Annotated in this window: 14 protein-coding genes; 4 read left to right on the top strand and 10 right to left on the bottom strand. The window is 39.8% G+C overall.

The features are described from left to right. Window positions 1-59: 59 nt before the first annotated feature. Window positions 60-1,265 (bottom strand): aromatic amino acid transaminase, encoded by a 1,206-nt coding sequence (locus B9T29_RS09535; protein WP_086175700.1) that lies wholly within the window; start codon window positions 1,263-1,265, stop codon window positions 60-62. Window positions 1,266-2,004: 739 nt separating this feature from the next. Between B9T29_RS09535 and B9T29_RS09530 the strand changes: the two genes are divergently transcribed. Together B9T29_RS09530 and B9T29_RS09525 are read left to right on the top strand one after the other, a co-directional pair. Continuing rightward, complete coding sequence (locus B9T29_RS09530; RefSeq protein WP_086175699.1) at window positions 2,005-3,066, top strand: 3-deoxy-7-phosphoheptulonate synthase; 1,062 nt, start codon at window positions 2,005-2,007, stop codon at window positions 3,064-3,066. A 334-nt stretch (window positions 3,067-3,400) separates the two neighbouring features. Next, on the top strand, window positions 3,401-4,588 hold the full coding sequence (locus B9T29_RS09525; RefSeq protein WP_086175698.1) for a PilT/PilU family type 4a pilus ATPase: 1,188 nt from the start codon (window positions 3,401-3,403) through the stop codon (window positions 4,586-4,588). Window positions 4,589-4,704: 116 nt separating this feature from the next. Here B9T29_RS09525 and gcvH read toward each other — a convergent pair whose 3' ends face one another. From gcvH to B9T29_RS09505, 4 genes are all read right to left on the bottom strand, one after another. After that, the gene (gene gcvH / locus B9T29_RS09520) at window positions 4,705-5,079 is read right to left on the bottom strand and encodes a glycine cleavage system protein GcvH (RefSeq protein WP_086175697.1); all 375 of its coding nucleotides are present in this window, start codon (window positions 5,077-5,079) and stop codon (window positions 4,705-4,707) included. Between the two features lie 71 nt (window positions 5,080-5,150). Next, on the bottom strand, window positions 5,151-6,179 hold the full coding sequence (locus B9T29_RS09515) for a helix-turn-helix transcriptional regulator (protein WP_086175696.1): 1,029 nt from the start codon (window positions 6,177-6,179) through the stop codon (window positions 5,151-5,153). 108 nt (window positions 6,180-6,287) lie between these two features. Next, window positions 6,288-6,737 carry a MaoC family dehydratase gene (locus B9T29_RS09510; protein WP_086175695.1) on the bottom strand — a complete coding sequence of 150 codons (450 nt, stop codon included), beginning with the start codon at window positions 6,735-6,737 and terminating at the stop codon, window positions 6,288-6,290. After that, complete coding sequence (locus tag B9T29_RS09505; RefSeq protein WP_086175694.1) at window positions 6,737-8,590, bottom strand: ABC transporter ATP-binding protein; 1,854 nt, start codon at window positions 8,588-8,590, stop codon at window positions 6,737-6,739. Before B9T29_RS09505 ends, B9T29_RS09510 begins: the two co-directional genes overlap by 1 nt. Window positions 8,591-9,125: 535 nt before the next feature. Here B9T29_RS09505 and B9T29_RS09500 point away from each other — a divergent pair. Next, window positions 9,126-9,395, top strand: coding sequence for a hypothetical protein (locus B9T29_RS09500; RefSeq protein WP_086175693.1), 270 nt, complete (start codon window positions 9,126-9,128; stop codon window positions 9,393-9,395). 303 nt (window positions 9,396-9,698) lie between these two features. Here B9T29_RS09500 and B9T29_RS09495 read toward each other — a convergent pair whose 3' ends face one another. Then, on the bottom strand, window positions 9,699-10,169 hold the full coding sequence (locus B9T29_RS09495) for a transposase family protein (RefSeq protein WP_086175692.1): 471 nt from the start codon (window positions 10,167-10,169) through the stop codon (window positions 9,699-9,701). Next, window positions 10,117-10,512, bottom strand: a complete 396-nt coding sequence (locus B9T29_RS09490; protein ID WP_086175691.1) for a transposase family protein — start codon at window positions 10,510-10,512, stop codon at window positions 10,117-10,119. The genes B9T29_RS09495 and B9T29_RS09490 overlap by 53 nt, the downstream gene beginning before the upstream one ends. A gap of 122 nt (window positions 10,513-10,634) precedes the next feature. Between B9T29_RS09490 and B9T29_RS09485 the strand changes: the two genes are divergently transcribed. Then, window positions 10,635-10,862 (top strand): hypothetical protein, encoded by a 228-nt coding sequence (locus tag B9T29_RS09485; protein ID WP_086175690.1) that lies wholly within the window; start codon window positions 10,635-10,637, stop codon window positions 10,860-10,862. Window positions 10,863-11,543: 681 nt separating this feature from the next. On the opposite strand, the gene B9T29_RS09480 is transcribed toward B9T29_RS09485, so the two are convergent. The 3 genes from B9T29_RS09480 to B9T29_RS09470 form a co-directional block, all read right to left on the bottom strand. Continuing rightward, window positions 11,544-12,965 carry a cryptochrome/photolyase family protein gene (locus tag B9T29_RS09480; protein WP_086175689.1) on the bottom strand — a complete coding sequence of 474 codons (1,422 nt, stop codon included), beginning with the start codon at window positions 12,963-12,965 and terminating at the stop codon, window positions 11,544-11,546. A gap of 111 nt (window positions 12,966-13,076) precedes the next feature. Beyond that, window positions 13,077-14,360, bottom strand: a complete 1,284-nt coding sequence (locus B9T29_RS09475; RefSeq protein WP_416202484.1) for a mechanosensitive ion channel family protein — start codon at window positions 14,358-14,360, stop codon at window positions 13,077-13,079. Window positions 14,361-14,532: 172 nt separating this feature from the next. Then, entirely contained in the window at window positions 14,533-15,069 is a 537-nt protein-coding gene (locus B9T29_RS09470) for a DUF2058 domain-containing protein (protein WP_086175688.1), read from the bottom strand. Window positions 15,070-15,080 lie beyond the last annotated feature (11 nt).

Raw genomic sequence — 15,080 nt, 5'->3', positions numbered from 1 at the left:
TAAAAAACGGGCAGATTGCCCGTTTTTTTATATCAGCCTAATAGAAGTATTAGTCCAATTTAAGCAGTAGCCTTGATTACTGCTGCAATGGATTCAGCCACATAATCGATATTGCTTAAATTTAAGCCTGCTGCACACATACGTCCACTACGCACCAGATAAATTCCATATTGATCTTTTAGAATATCAACCTGTTCAGCCGTTAGACCGGTATAGCTAAACATGCCTTGCTGTTTAACCAGATAACTAAAGTCACGCTCTGGTAAAGTTTGGCTGAGTTTGTCTTTTAAAATTTGACGCATTTTAATAATGCGTTCGCGCATTTCTTGCAGTTCAGCTTTCCATGATGCCGTCAGCTGTTCATCTTGCAAGACATTATTCACTAACAATGCTCCGGTAGTTGCCGGACTTGAATAGTTGCGGCGTACAGTGGCTTTTAGCTGGCCCAATACTTTTTGTGCAGTGGCTGAATCATCACAAACAAAAGTTAAGCCACCCACACGCTCACCATAGAGCGAGAAAATTTTAGAGAATGAATTACTGACAATAAAATTCATGCCGGCCTGATCCAGTGCGCGAATAGCATAGGCATCTTCTTCTAGTCCTTGACCAAAGCCTTGATAGGCAATATCCAGGAATGGAATCAGATCCTGCTTTTTCAATACTGCAATCACCTGATCCCATTCAGCAGGAGTCAGGTCAGCACCCGTCGGGTTGTGGCAACAAGGGTGTAATAACACAATGCTTTTAGCAGGTAACTGACTTAATTTTTCCAGCATCGCTGGTACATTGACACCATTGGTTGCAGCATCAAAATAAGGATAAAAATGTGAGTGAATGCCGGCACCATTAAAGATGGCAATGTGGTTTTCCCAGGTTGGCTGACTGACCCAGACATCAGATTCAGGAAAATATTTTTTCAGAAAATCGGCACCCACTTTCAGTGCACCAGAACCGCCTAAAGTCTGGATGGTGACTGCACGACCATCACGGCGTGCTGGACTGTTTTCGCCCAGCACCAAGGCTTGAGTGGCCTGATTATAAGGTTTTAAACCATCCATCGGCAAATACAGCTTGACCTGATCATTGCTCGCTTCAATATTCTTATATGCTGCTTTGATGGCCTCAAGTTGAGGCACAATATTGTCCTCATTATAATAAAGCCCGATGCTTAGATTAACTTTTTGAGTCCGTTCATCTTTAGCAAATTCTTCCATCAAAGAAAGAATCGGATCACCTGCATACGCATCAACATGTTGGAACATGAATACATCCTTCGTTATAGGGGGTAGAACAAATCAAGCCTTCGGTATAACGGGCATTTTAGCTGTTTATTGCAATAGCTGGGCTTCTTTTTTCATATTATAAAATAATCGTCTGGCTGAATTCAGGCCTGGAAATGGGGCAGAGCATAATTTTAAAAATACAGTCTAGGTCTGTCGATAAAGTAGAGCGGAATCGGTGATTGGAATTTTTGTTGAGATCTGACGTGTAGAACTCAATATAAACAAGAATATGTAAGCTATCTAAATGATTATAAATAGTTTAAATTTTATCTCATTGGCTTTTTTATACGCAAATGATAAGTAAAAGTTTAATGATTGATGTAGTTTTATTTTAAATAAAACTATTGTCAAATAAGGCAATACAGCGTATTTTAATTTCAAGACACATACTTTTTTGAAGAAATAAAGATGTTAAAGCAACCAGTCATCTCAAACGCAACTTATTATTTTTGGCAATTTAGATAATTGCCTGAACGCGTTCGGGCAAGAAAAGGTTGCCCACCCAGTTTATAACCTGATCGGCAAACCTGATCAGGTTTTTTTATATCTTATTTTTCTTACACTTTTTGGAGTTTACTCATGCAAACATTAAATTATTCATACTTTAGCAACTTTTATTGGTCTTACTTTAGTCAATTGATGACTCTGCACACGCAATCCATTAGACCCATAACGCTCAAATAAAAGATTGGACTAAAACAGTCCCCAGGAAAGACCAATGAATGCTTTGAATACTGCTTTACAACAAACTCAAACAACTGCAAAAGAAACCATTTTAACTTTGCCTCATCAATTAAAGGCACAATTGCCTTTATCGAACAAGCTGGCGCAACAAATTACCGATCAGCGTCAAACCATTGAAAATATCTTGGCAGGCAAAGACAATCGTTTTATGGCCGTGACCGGCCCATGTTCGATTCATGATCCCGTTGCTGCACTTGAATATGCACAGAAATTACAACAATTACAAAGCCAAATCGCAGATCAAATTTTCCTGGTCATGCGTGCCTATATTGAAAAACCACGTACCACCATTGGCTGGAAAGGCTTCCTTTATGACCCAAATCTGGATGGTTCATCCAATATGCAATTGGGCCTGGAAAAATCACGTGAGTTATATTTACAAATTATTGAAATGGGCTTGCCGATAGCATCGGAAATTTTAAGCCCAATGGCGACAGCATATTTCGACGATTTACTGGCATGGGGTGCTATTGGTGCACGTACCAGTGAATCCCAGATTCACCGTGAAATTTCAAGCCATATGCCATACAGCATTGGTTTCAAAAATGGTACCGATGGCTCGATTCAAATTGCTCTAGATGCCATTCAATCTGCATCGCATCCCCATCAATTCCTGGGTCTGGGCCAATCGGGATTACCATGTATTTTAGAATCGCAGGGCAATCTGAAAGCGCATCTGATTCTGCGTGGCTCAAATAGCGGCCCGAACTATCAGTTGTCAGAAATTGAAAAAATCAAAGCCAAGCATGCGGCTGAATTGCCGGCTCTGGTGATTGATTGCAGTCATGGCAACAGCTCGAAAAATCCAATGCTGCAACCTGAAGTACTGCAACAGATCGTGGCAGAACGCTTGCAAACCAATGTGCGTGGGGTAATGCTGGAAAGTCATCTGGTTGATGGCCAGCAAAAGATTTCTTGTGAGATGACTTATGGCCAATCTGTGACAGATGGTTGTTTAGGTTGGGACAAAACCCAGCAAATTTTGCTGGAGGCGGCAGATTCACTGCGTGTATCTCGATTAAAACGTAGTGCCTGATTTTCTAAGAAAAAGTCATAGACCATCAAAGATTTATACATAACGTTACGATAAAGCCCCTGAACTTTAGGGGCTTTTTTCTATTTAAAGACATAGTTGTGTTATCTGGTTAATTTTAAATCAGTCATTCATTGATGTGGTTTACAATTTTTATTCATACTTTTAACCAGTTAAAAATAACAAAGTTGAGTACTTTACTATGTTTATGCACAATAGGGAAAAATAGTAATCAATAAAACATGAATTGTTTCTTCACGACTGAGATAAGCATTTAAATAAATTAAACCAATTTCAGTATGCGTGCATCATAGAAACAATTCTCATCGGGGAAGATATGTATAGTACAGAATTACTGGAAGAAGCACGTAAAATGATGTTCCATATGCTGACCAAGGTCGTGGAATATGGTGGCTCGGATTTATTTATTTCAGCAGATTTTCCACCGAGTATTAAACATCAGGGTTTAATGAAACCTATTGGTCAACAGACATTGACTGCCGACAAGACCAAGCTGTTTGCCTATAGTTTAATGAATGAGAAACAGCGGCAGGAATTTGAAACTGAGCTGGAATGTAATTTTGCCATTAGCGTTCCCAATGTTTCGCGTTTTCGTATCAATGTTTTTCAGCAGCAGTTACAGGTGGGGATGGTGATCCGAACCATTACCGCAGAAATTCCAAATTTTGACCAGTTAAAGCTGCCTGAATCCTTAAAGCATGTAATGATGGCAAAACGTGGTCTGGTACTTGTGGTCGGTGCTACCGGCTCGGGTAAATCGACATCTTTGGCCGCCATGATTGATCATCGTAATGAAAATTCTGCCGGGCATATTATTACGGTGGAAGATCCGGTTGAATATGTACATAAGCATAAGAAATCGATGATCACCCATCGTGAAGTTGGGGTGGATAGTCATTCATGGCACAATGCGTTGAAAAACACCTTACGTCAGGCACCAGATGTGATTTTAATTGGTGAAATCCGTGATACCGAAACCATGGAACATGCCATTGCCTTTGCCGAAACCGGGCATTTATGTTTGGGTACCTTGCATGCCAATAATGCCAATCAGGCGCTGGATCGAATCATTAACTTTTTCCCGGAAGAACGTCGTAATCAATTGTTGATGGACTTATCTTCCAACATGAAAGCTATTATTTCGCAGCGTTTGGTACGTACCGAGGATGGACGGGGGCGTCGTGCAGCCATTGAAATTTTGCTGAATACTCCATTGATTGGCGATAATATTCTTAAAGGTCAGTTTCATGAATTAAAAGAAATCATGAAAAAATCCCGTGAATTGGGCATGCAAACTTTCGATCAGGCTTTATATGATTTATATAATGAAGGTTCGATCAGTTATGAGGAAGCCTTGCGTAATGCCGATTCCATGAATGAATTACGTTTGCAGATTAAATTAAAAAGTACCCGGCAAAATACTGCCAGTCCAGCTGAAATGAGTGGATTCAGTATGGTGCAAGAAGCAAGTCAAGAAAAAACAGAAGGAGCTGCTCCTGAATAAGGCTGCTGAGTCATGAATTAAAAAAGCATGTTTAAAAGCATGCTTTTTTAATTATAGTTAGAATCATTAGTCTGTCACTGCTGGTTTGTCGACAACCAGTTTATAGAAAAACAGTCTTACAAACCTGCTTCGTATTCACTGCTTGAAAGTAACTTTTCTACATCTGCCATATTGTTTGGCTTGATTTTATAAATCCAGCCCTTGCCATAAGGGTCATCATTGACAAAATCAGGATCATCTTCAAGTGCCGAGTTCACTTCAACCACTTCACCTGAAACAGGAGCATGAATATCAGATGCAGTTTTAACCGACTCGACTACACCCGCCTGTTCACCGGCAGTGATTTGCTGACCCACTTCTGGCGCTTCAACATAGACCAAGTCGCCTAAAGCATCCTGTGCATGGTCGGAAATACCAGTAATAACCAGATCACCTTCAACTTTGACCCATTCGTGAGTAGTGGCGTACTTTAATTCTGAAGGGTGATTCATGGATGACTCCTTTAAAATATTCAAATCATTTTTGCCATGTTTTATACATGTTTTTTGATAAAAACAAAAGTTTATAAATAAGGATCTTTACGCCAATTGCTTGGACTACGTCCACTCCAGCGTTTAAATGCACGGCTGAAATTGGCGACATCGCTATAGCCAATTTCATCGGCAATCTGCTCCAGAGTGTAATCGGTGCGTGACAACAGGGAAGTGGCATGACGATAGCGTACTTCATCCACCAAAGTGGAAAAGGATGTGCCTTCAGCTGCCAGTTGACGTTTTAAGGTGCGATCCGACATATGTAGCCGGTCTGCAACATTTTCGATGCTTAAATAATGCTGCTCCGATTTGGTTAAAATATCACGTACCCGCATGGCCAAGCGGCGGCGTTCACCCAGTGCAGATAGTTCCGATTCACATTGGTTAATCGCAATCTGGCTGGCAATCGGGTCCGCATTGACCATCTTTAAACCCAGATATTTTTTATCAAAACTGCTTAACAGGTGCGGCTGTTCAAAACGGAACTGATGCGATGGGAATTTTGCCATATAGCGTTCAAAACCGGCAGGTGTTGGAAAATCGAAATCAATTTCCCCAGACAGGTCTTCACAACCGGTCAGGGCTTTGGCCATGGTGATAATACCAAAGGTCAGGGCGATGGCGATTTCAGTGCGTAATGGTTCAATGTCAAAGTCACATTGCAATTGCAGCGTGGCCTTTTCACCAAAAGTGGAAAAATAAAGCTGTAAAAAAGGCAGACGTAGCTGAATAAATCGATTGGCCAGGATCAGGGCATCGGTAATATCATGCGCCGTCATAATGGCATAGCCAATAAAGCCATGAATCGAGATACGCATTTGGGTACCCAAATGGAAACCCAGGGTCGGTTCACCGGTTAAACGTAGCGCATGTGTGACCAGTTCATTGGCAACTGGAGTCGGAATACGAAAGTTGGGATCTGCCAATTGTTCACTATTTAAGTGAAAAGGTGTAAATAGTGCTTCAGCAGTGTAGCCCCAGCGGGAGACCACATCTAATAGCAGCAGGCCATAAACGCCGGGTATTCCTTGATCCTGTCTTGGAGAAATCGTTTTCATGCGCCATCCATTGCATTCATTCGTTTTTCTATTTGTAACTGCCATATTGGCACGAATTGGAAGACTATCCTATTAAAATTGTTCGACAATATTTTTAAAGCCTGCACATTAGTCAGGCTGATAGTCTTTTTTGAAGACCAAAATTTTAGTGGTGGAAATAAGTAACACATCATGATTCTGATTGAATGCCTGGGTCACATAACTCACTATAGCGCGGTCGGTTTTACTTTTTGATGGCGTAATTGCCACAATTTCGACCTCGACATGAATCTTATCGCCAGGACGCGTCGGGCGTGGCCAACGCAGACTGGATTCCGAACCAATCAGGCCATAAGCCACTGGAAAACATTCGGTCCATAAACGCATGGTGACTGCACAGGTGTGCCAGCCGCTGGCAGCAATGCCCTGAAAAACAGGATGCGCTTTGGCCTGAGTTTCATCGGTATGAAAAACTTGAGGATCATAAGCATGGGCAAACTGTTTAATTTCTTCTAAAGTCATTTCATATTCATGGCTAATGAAACGATCACCTACTTTTATATCTTCTAAATACAGCATTAATGCAATTCCTTTTTCTTCAATGCCTGTTGTTCTATCAAAAAACTGCCGCTTTGTCTTTGCCACAAATGTGCATAAATACCGCCCAGTGCGACCAGTTCATCATGCGTACCTTGTTCTACAATGCTGCCTTCATCCAGTACAATCAAACGATCCATTTGGGCAATGGTCGATAATCGGTGCGCGATGGCAATCACGGTTTTACCTTCCATCAAGTCATCCAGACTGGATTGAATGGCGGCTTCAACTTCAGAATCTAAGGCACTGGTGGCTTCATCTAAAATCAGGATAGGCGCATCTTTTAAAAACACCCGGGCAATTGCAATACGCTGGCGTTGACCACCTGACAGTTTGACGCCGCGTTCACCGACATAGGCTTCATAACCGGATTTTCCGCGCAAGTCGGTGAGCTGTGGAATAAAATCTTCTGCCTTGGCTTTGCGCACAGCTTCAAACATCTCTTCATCGGTGGCATTGGGGCGACCATATTTAATGTTTTCAGCCACGGTACGGTGTAACAGAGAGGTATCCTGAGTCACAAAAGCAATGCTTTTTCGCAGGCTGTCCTGGGTCACATCTCGAATATTTTGACCATCGATCGAAATACGACCTTGGTTGATATCATAAAAGTGCAATAACAGTTGAATCAGCGTCGATTTTCCTGCACCTGAGCGACCGACAATACCAATTTTTTCACCCGGTTTAATGGTCAGATTAAAATGATCAATCACATTTTTATTCTGATAAGCAAAGCTGACATCTTCAAATTTGATTTCCCCATGCCGTAACTGCAAGGGTTGCGCATCAGGTTTGTCCTGAATGTGAATCGGACGCCCCATGGTTTTCATGCCATCTTGAATGGTTCCGACATTTTCAAACAGTGCGGATGACTGCCACATCATAAATTCGGCAATACTGTTGAGTTTTAAGATCATGGCTGTAGTTGCGGCAATAATCCCGAGTTCGGCTTGACCGTTAATCCAGAGCCAAATCGCGGTCCCTAAAACTCCGACGTATAAAACCACACTGAGCAAATTAATGCTGATTTCATACTGCACACCCAGGCGCATTTGCTTATATACCGTGACCATGAAGCCTTGCATGGACTCTTTGGCATAGTGGCTTTCACGGCCAGCATGGGCAAATAGCTTGACGGTTTGAATATTGGTATAGGCATCGGTAACGCGACCGGTCATCACTGCACGGGCATCGGCCTGTTGACTGGAAATTCGGCTTAAGCGTGGAATAAAAAAGCAGGCCGCACAAATAAACAGTATCAGCCACAGTAGCAGCGGCAAAATCAGCATCGGGGAAATTGCTCCCAACACAAAACTGATGGTGACAAAGTAAATCAGCACATAAGCCAGCATATCGCCCAAGATCACCCAGAACTCACGTACTGCCAGCGAGGTTTGCATCACTTTAGCAGACAGACGCCCCGCAAAGTCGTTATGGAAAAAATCTAGACTTTGCTGCAAAAGCAGGTTATGGAAGCGCCAGCGCAGGCGCATGGGGAAGGTGCTATATAAAATCTGATGTTTAATAATGGATTGAAAACTGGCGAATAGAATATTGGCCAGTAAAATGCAGCTCAGGATTGTAAGATTTTGGCTATGTTGAGCCAAAAAAGTGTCTGGTTGACTCTTGCTTAACCAGTTGACCAAATCGCCAATTTTGGAATAAAGGAAGGCTTCAAAACTTGCAGCAGCTGCGGTAAAAAGTACCAGCAACAATAAATAAGGGCGCACACCTTGGGCAGCGTGCCAGACAAAAGGGAAAAAGCGGGTAGGAAGTGGTTCGTTTAAACCTTTGGATGGATAAGGATCGACGAGTTTTTCAAACCACTGCAGCATGCGAATTTCCTTGAGTGAATGTCAATTAGGCTTAATTTTATTGGAACTCTAATATTATAAATAATAATCAAAGTGATATCTAAAAACTTGTTTCATTCAGTAAAACATACAACTCGATAGCTGAAGCTATTGATGTCAAACAACAAAGAATAAAGTGTAAATTCATCCATACAGTCTATGTCTGGTGCTAGAAGGCTTTGTAAAGTATCAGGGAGAAAATTATTCGTTTCTATCTAGCGATGCAAACTGTCAAAAGCATCAGAATAAACCCCAATGAATTAAAAAAATCTATGTTTTAACATTATTCTGTTAGCTTATTTATTATATAAAAAATTCATAAAATTAATATTAAAAATGTAAGCATATATTTTAATTAAAACTAGCTTATATCAAGCTTTGAGAAATATTTGATTGAATATAAATATTTATTTTTACAAAATAATAATTAACAATTGAATAACAAATAGTCTAATTAATTTACTCGTAATTTCAAGTTATATTTAAAGTTAATTAAATACTTTCTGGAATATTGGAAATGAAAAATACTGCTAATTTTCAGATGTTACAGCAAGTTTATAATTTTATTGCTGAGCGACCAAAATTTCAAAGCAAAGGGGAACTTGATCTCATGTTGGATTTTTTCTCAGTTATTCATGAGGATGACCAAAAAGGCATAAGACTAGATTCACCTTCTAAAATTATTGGTAAATTTGGAAGCCGAAATATCGTGAATATTCAACTGGCACCTTCCTTAAAAAATAAAAATGAATTTCTTAGCTGGGCCTATAAGCAGCTGCATCGTTAGTAAAAAAGCTATTGAAGAGATTATTTTTATAAGGTTCTGATCAGATCAGCATCTTATTTCAAGGCCTGAATGAATAGGACTTATTTAAATCATTGCACTATGTATGGTGTTTTAAAACCGAATGGTTTGAATGTAATCATACTGTTGATTTTATTTGATAATTATGAGTAAAAATGCTCTGTAAATAAAAATATTTTGGAGCTAATTTAAAAATATTTACCTAAAGATATAATTAAACACATATATAGACATAAATTTAACACCTTTAAAAGCTGCTCTTCTATAATAGACCTCTTTCATAAATCATTTTTTACTCAGCTCCAAGTTATAGATTCCAGCGATTAAACTGAATCTCAAACCCAGTCGTTTACCTCTATTTCGGTAACGTTCAGCAAGGATTTTAAAGGTCTTCAGGCGACCAAATACATGCTCGATCCCGATTCTTCTTTTGTTGATTTCCTGATTATAGATTTTGAGTTCAGGATCCAGTTTACAGCCTCTTTGGGCTTTTAATGGTAATAGGCTATTAGGGTACACAGCATAAATTCCCTGGTAGCCTTTATCTGCAAGGATAAAAGCTCCTGAAGGAATCTGCTTTAAATTGCGTTTGAATAGCTCGAAATCATGCACCGTACCGCGATCAGTACATAAACTCAGAATTTGCTGAGTTTTATAATGAATGATGGCCTGTACTTTAAAGGTATGCGTCTTTTTCTTGCCACTATAGCTTTTCTTCTGTTTTTTTAGGCCTTTGAATTGGAATTTCTGTGGCATCCACGATCACCACATTCCAGTCTATGCCTTCGCCTTCGGGCAAATTCTTCGGTAAATTAAACAGATTGGACTGAATCAGGCAATCTTCAACATGACGTACAATTCTTGAGGCTGTTGGCTCTGAAACCCCATAACTCGTAGCAATGTGAAATAAAGTTCGGTATTCCCGCCAATAGCTCAGACAGAGCAGAACCTGATCCTCCACACTTAACTTGGGTGGTCTGCCTTTAGCTGGAACATGCTTCTGCACCTGCTCAACCATTAAATAAAAGGTTGTCCATGAGATGCCCGTATATCGCTTAAACTGTGTTTCAGAAAGCTTCTTTGAATCGATGTATTTCATCCGCAGATTATGCACGAATACTAAGAAAGTTAGAGTACAAATATCAATCAAAAAGGTGCTCGTTTTTTGATTTATGAAAGAGATCTAATTTATTAGGCTTAACCATAATAAGAGCAAAAAAAATGGCTAAAATTTTGATTCTAAAAGAGGTGAGTGCGAAAAGTGCATGTGGCACTAAAATAATTGTAGAGCAGGTTTTTGAAAAGATTTTAAACCCCGAGGGATTGATCTGGTTGCCCTTACCTAAAATTGTGATCACGGAAAAGGTGATTAATTTAAATGAAAATAATACTTTTATTCATCCTGGAACAGGAAAAATTTTCGAGGTCATGAAAAAAACAATTCTTTAAATTTAAAAGAAAAACTCAACCATTATATTGATCTCATTTTGGAAAAATATTAGAAATAAAATACAAAGACATATTTGTATAGCTTTTAAAAATTAAAAAAATAACTCATATTTGAAATTAATCTAAAGCTGGAACATTAATGTAATTTCACTTTATTGCTAAGTAATAATGATTTCCTTTAAATTAACGAAGAGAAAAATGATTTAAATTTATGGAATAATTGGTTTAAATCAATTTTATTCTGGAATGAAAATAATAATAGACTTCTTTCATAAATTATTTTAGAAACTAAAAATTGTTCGTAAGGCCAAAATTGAAAATAGATTTTAGTCGATATTAGATTCATGAGTGTGGCATGGATGCCACATGTTTCCCATCACGACAAGGATGTCGTGTATGGGAAATAAAAGGTTTTTGTCTACTTTTGACCTTTCAAAAGTAGAAAGATTGCCTACGAAAAGGTAAAAAAATTAAATCAATCAAATGAGGCCGTGCTGATTTAAGAAATCTAATATTGAACATTTTTTGATTTATGAAAGAGATCTAATAGCTAAACCACCGATTTTGGTTTTGTTTGGTCATCTTAAAGTAACCTTTAGATGAAATGGCTAAGTCAAAAACTGGCTAGATTTCAGGGACTTTCGACTTAAGCCTGTTTGGGAAGGGAACTCAATATTTAAGTTATATTGCCTTAAATGCCTCTATGGCACGGTTGCGAGATAACTTTAAATCCACAATGGGGCGTGGGTAATGTAATGCCTGAGCATGTTCAAAAGCATAAGGCTCATGTATTTTTTTTGCATCCAGATGTGCCAATTCAGGTACCCAGGTGCGGATATAATCTCCATTTTTATCAAATTTTTGCGATTGATTCACCGGGTTGAAAATTCGAAAATAGGGCACCGAATCTGTTCCCGTCGAAGCACACCATTGCCAGCCCCCATTATTGGCTGCCAAGTTACCATCAATTAAATGCTGCATAAACCATTTTTCACCCAGACGCCAGTCAATCAGCAGGTTCTTGGTCAAAAACATTGCCGTAATCATACGAACCCGATTATGCATCCAGCCAGTTTGCAGTAACTGCCGCATACCGGCATCTACAATAGGTATACCGGTTTGTCCTTGCTGCCAGGCAATCAGATCTTCTTCGCAGCTACGCCATGAGAGGTTCTGAGTATTGGCCTTAAACGGTTGATGTTTGGAAACGGCAGAAAATTGATAAAGAATATGTTGATAAAATTCTCGCCACAGCAATTCATCAAGCCAGGTTTGCTGTCCTACATTATCGATATGGAAATAGCCTGATTGCTTTCTAAATATAGCCTGTAAACACTGCCGGATTGAAATTGCACCGATATTTAAATAAGGGGACAGTTGACTGGTGGAATTGAGATAAGGGAAATCCCGCTCCTGTTGATAGTGTTCTATTTTAGCGTCGATAAAGTCATCCAAACGATCCAGTGCATAGTTCTCGGTCACAGGCCAAAGTTGCTGTAACTGATCTGCGGCAGGATTTTGCATAGATGTTGATGCGCTGATGAGCGCATGACCCAAATCAAAGTCCAGCTGTATTTTTTCCTGCTGTGCGACTGTCGGATAACATTGCGGCAGGCTGATACTCAGAAGTTCATAGCAGCGCTTTTTAAAAGCACTAAAGACCTGATAAGGCTGTTGAGATTTATTGCAGATCGAACCGACGGGAAAAATCGTCTGGTCATGATAAAGCTCAAGTGGGATCTGATGTTTTTCCAGATTTTTTTGGGTCTGAGCATCACGCTTTAATTCATTGACCCCAATTTCGATATTGGCATGTACAGCATTAATGCTGAGTTGCTGACAAAGTTGCAGCATTAGATGAGGGACATCTTCCCATAAAGGAATCGGTTTGATGAACAGCGGGATGTTCAGTTGATTGAGCTGGGATTTTAGAGTTTCCAGTTGGCGTAAATAAAAAATTTGCTTGGCAGGGCTGTCATCATGGCGTTGCCCTTGCTCAGGAGAGAGGATCACCAAGGCAATACAGTTTCCAGATTGAGTTGCATGCCAAAGCGCAGCATGATCTTGTATGCGTAAATCCTGTCGAAACCATATTAATTGCATGAACCGGGATGCCTTATCTCAAGCTGAATCATTCAAGTTTAACAGGAACAGTACGATGCTTTAAATTACCCTGCTTTAAATATGGCACCTTATAGCATGACTTTTAAAAGCCTAAACTTCAGGATCACTGGATTTTCCTTGATCTGCTGAGCTTGCCGTATATTGCCTGAAATCAGCACCGGATGGCGCCTGATAAACTTTCAAGCCAAATTCAGGAATAATGGCAATCAAATGATCAAAGATATCGGATTGTATCGCTTCATAATCCTTCCATACCGTGGTATTTGCAAAAGCATAGATTTCCAGTGGCAAGCCTTCACTGGTGGGCTGTAATTGCCGAATAATCAGCGATTGATTTTGCGCGATGCCGGAATGCTGTTTTAAGTAAAACTCGACATAGGCGCGGAAGGTGCCTAAATTGGTTAAACGACGCTGATTATATGAGGATTGGTTCGAGAGTTGCTGATTGAAGTTTTCCAGCTCATGATGCTTGCTGTTTAAATATTGATCCAGCAATAAAAATTCTTTCAGCTTCTGCTGTTCGGCCGGGGTCATAAAATGCACACTGCTTTGATCGATAAAGATTGATCTCTTGATCCGCCGAACTCCCGCATACGCCATACCGCGCCAGTTTTTAAAAGTGTCTGTCACCAGTTTATTGGTTGGAATAGTGGTTAAGGTCTTGTCAAAATTCTGCACGGTAATGGTATGTAATGACATATCAATGACATCGCCATCAGCATTCAGTGAGGGCATTTCAATCCAGTCACCAATACGCACCATGTCATAGGAAGAAATTTGTACCGATGCCACTAAGGACAGAATGGTGTTCTGGAAGATCAGCATGAGTACCGCTGCCATGGCGCCAAAACCTGCCAGCAAGGTAAAGACATCTTTTTTCAGGAAAATACCCAAAATCATCAAGCCACAGACAATAAAAATAATCAGCTTAACCAGCTGCAAATAGCCTTTAATCGGCTTGTTTTTTGATTTCGGATTACGTTGATAAACAAGATTGAAAATACTTAAAAATTCACTGATAGCCAAAGCAATGGTAAGAAAGATAAATGCTTGTGCCGCCATCTGAACAAAAGTAATCACTTTTTCTGAAAGATGCGGAACCGTAACAATGCCATTCATGATCACTACTGCCGGCACAATGTTGGCAACACGGCGGATGACACTGTGCTGGGCAAAAATTTCATGATTGGCTGAAGTTATTTTGGAAATAAGCTTGCGAATTCCACGAACCACCACCTGCTTGGCAATAAAATTGGCAACGATTGCCAGCAGAATTAACAGGCTTAAGGAAGTCAACATTTCCAGCCAGGGATATTGATCTGACCAGTCCTGAATATTTTGTATAAAGGTAAATTGCTGCAAAACCATGCTCATCTTGTTTTTTTCAATGTACTTTAAGCATAGTTCATTGTCTTAATTTTAAACAATATTTTATGATACTGTTTTGTATATATAGGTTTGCATCTTTACTACGTCAAAGCAGTGTAAATTTAGTTGGTCTGATATTAAAAAAAGCCCCAATCAGGAGCTTTTTAGCAAGAAGGTCTTACCACATTAAATCATCTGGAATCACATAAGCTGCATATGGATCGTCTTCATCTGTGGTTTGTTCATTCTGTTCAGAATTGTTGACGATAATGAAGCCTTCCATTTTGTCATTAATTCGCTCAGCCAAGGCTTTGGGTAAAACAGCGTAACTTTCGGCTTCTTTGGCAATGATTAATGAACCCGCCACCAAGGCATTATAAATCTGCTGATTGAGATAGATCTTTTTGACTTTATTGTCATCGATAAACTGATAGGCCACCTCACCATCAATCTCTTTAATTTTGTGCTGGTTGATCATTTGCACAATGGCAGCTTTGAGCTCTTTACCTTGTAACAGGCGTTTTTTTTCTAAATCCAAAGCCTGATCTTTCGCCAGCTTTTCTTGATGAGCCTGTGCGATTTTGGCTTTTAATTCCGCTTCATCGCTTTGACCGGTACGCTGCTCATGGATTGCCTGTTTGGACAGTTTTTTAGCTTTCTTGTTATCAACTAAACCCGCTTTTAGCAATTGAGCCTGTAATGCATTTTTGACCATAATAAATTCCG

The organism is Acinetobacter sp. ANC 3903, assembly GCF_002135315.1.
Lineage (GTDB): Bacteria > Pseudomonadota > Gammaproteobacteria > Pseudomonadales > Moraxellaceae > Acinetobacter.
Note: the sequence above shows the minus strand (reverse complement) of the source record. Positions and strands in the feature narration are given on the sequence as shown.

Bases quoted from the DNA above. Each gene is read 5' to 3' on its own strand.
- B9T29_RS09495 (WP_086175692.1), bottom strand. From the start codon at position 10,169: ATGCCACAGAAATTCCAATTCAAAGGCCTAAAAAAACAGAAGAAAAGC.
- B9T29_RS09470 (WP_086175688.1), bottom strand. From the start codon at position 15,069: ATGGTCAAAAATGCATTACAGGCTCAATTGCTAAAAGCGGGTTTAGTT.
- B9T29_RS09480 (WP_086175689.1), bottom strand. From the start codon at position 12,965: ATGCAATTAATATGGTTTCGACAGGATTTACGCATACAAGATCATGCT.
- B9T29_RS09475 (WP_416202484.1), bottom strand. From the start codon at position 14,360: ATGAGCATGGTTTTGCAGCAATTTACCTTTATACAAAATATTCAGGAC.
- B9T29_RS09485 (WP_086175690.1), top strand. From the start codon at position 10,635: ATGGCTAAAATTTTGATTCTAAAAGAGGTGAGTGCGAAAAGTGCATGT.
- B9T29_RS09525 (WP_086175698.1), top strand. From the start codon at position 3,401: ATGTATAGTACAGAATTACTGGAAGAAGCACGTAAAATGATGTTCCAT.
- B9T29_RS09500 (WP_086175693.1), top strand. From the start codon at position 9,126: ATGAAAAATACTGCTAATTTTCAGATGTTACAGCAAGTTTATAATTTT.
- B9T29_RS09535 (WP_086175700.1), bottom strand. From the start codon at position 1,265: ATGTTCCAACATGTTGATGCGTATGCAGGTGATCCGATTCTTTCTTTG.
- B9T29_RS09510 (WP_086175695.1), bottom strand. From the start codon at position 6,737: ATGCTGTATTTAGAAGATATAAAAGTAGGTGATCGTTTCATTAGCCAT.
- B9T29_RS09515 (WP_086175696.1), bottom strand. From the start codon at position 6,179: ATGAAAACGATTTCTCCAAGACAGGATCAAGGAATACCCGGCGTTTAT.
- B9T29_RS09505 (WP_086175694.1), bottom strand. From the start codon at position 8,590: ATGCTGCAGTGGTTTGAAAAACTCGTCGATCCTTATCCATCCAAAGGT.
- B9T29_RS09530 (WP_086175699.1), top strand. From the start codon at position 2,005: ATGAATGCTTTGAATACTGCTTTACAACAAACTCAAACAACTGCAAAA.
- B9T29_RS09490 (WP_086175691.1), bottom strand. From the start codon at position 10,512: ATGAAATACATCGATTCAAAGAAGCTTTCTGAAACACAGTTTAAGCGA.
- gcvH (WP_086175697.1), bottom strand. From the start codon at position 5,079: ATGAATCACCCTTCAGAATTAAAGTACGCCACTACTCACGAATGGGTC.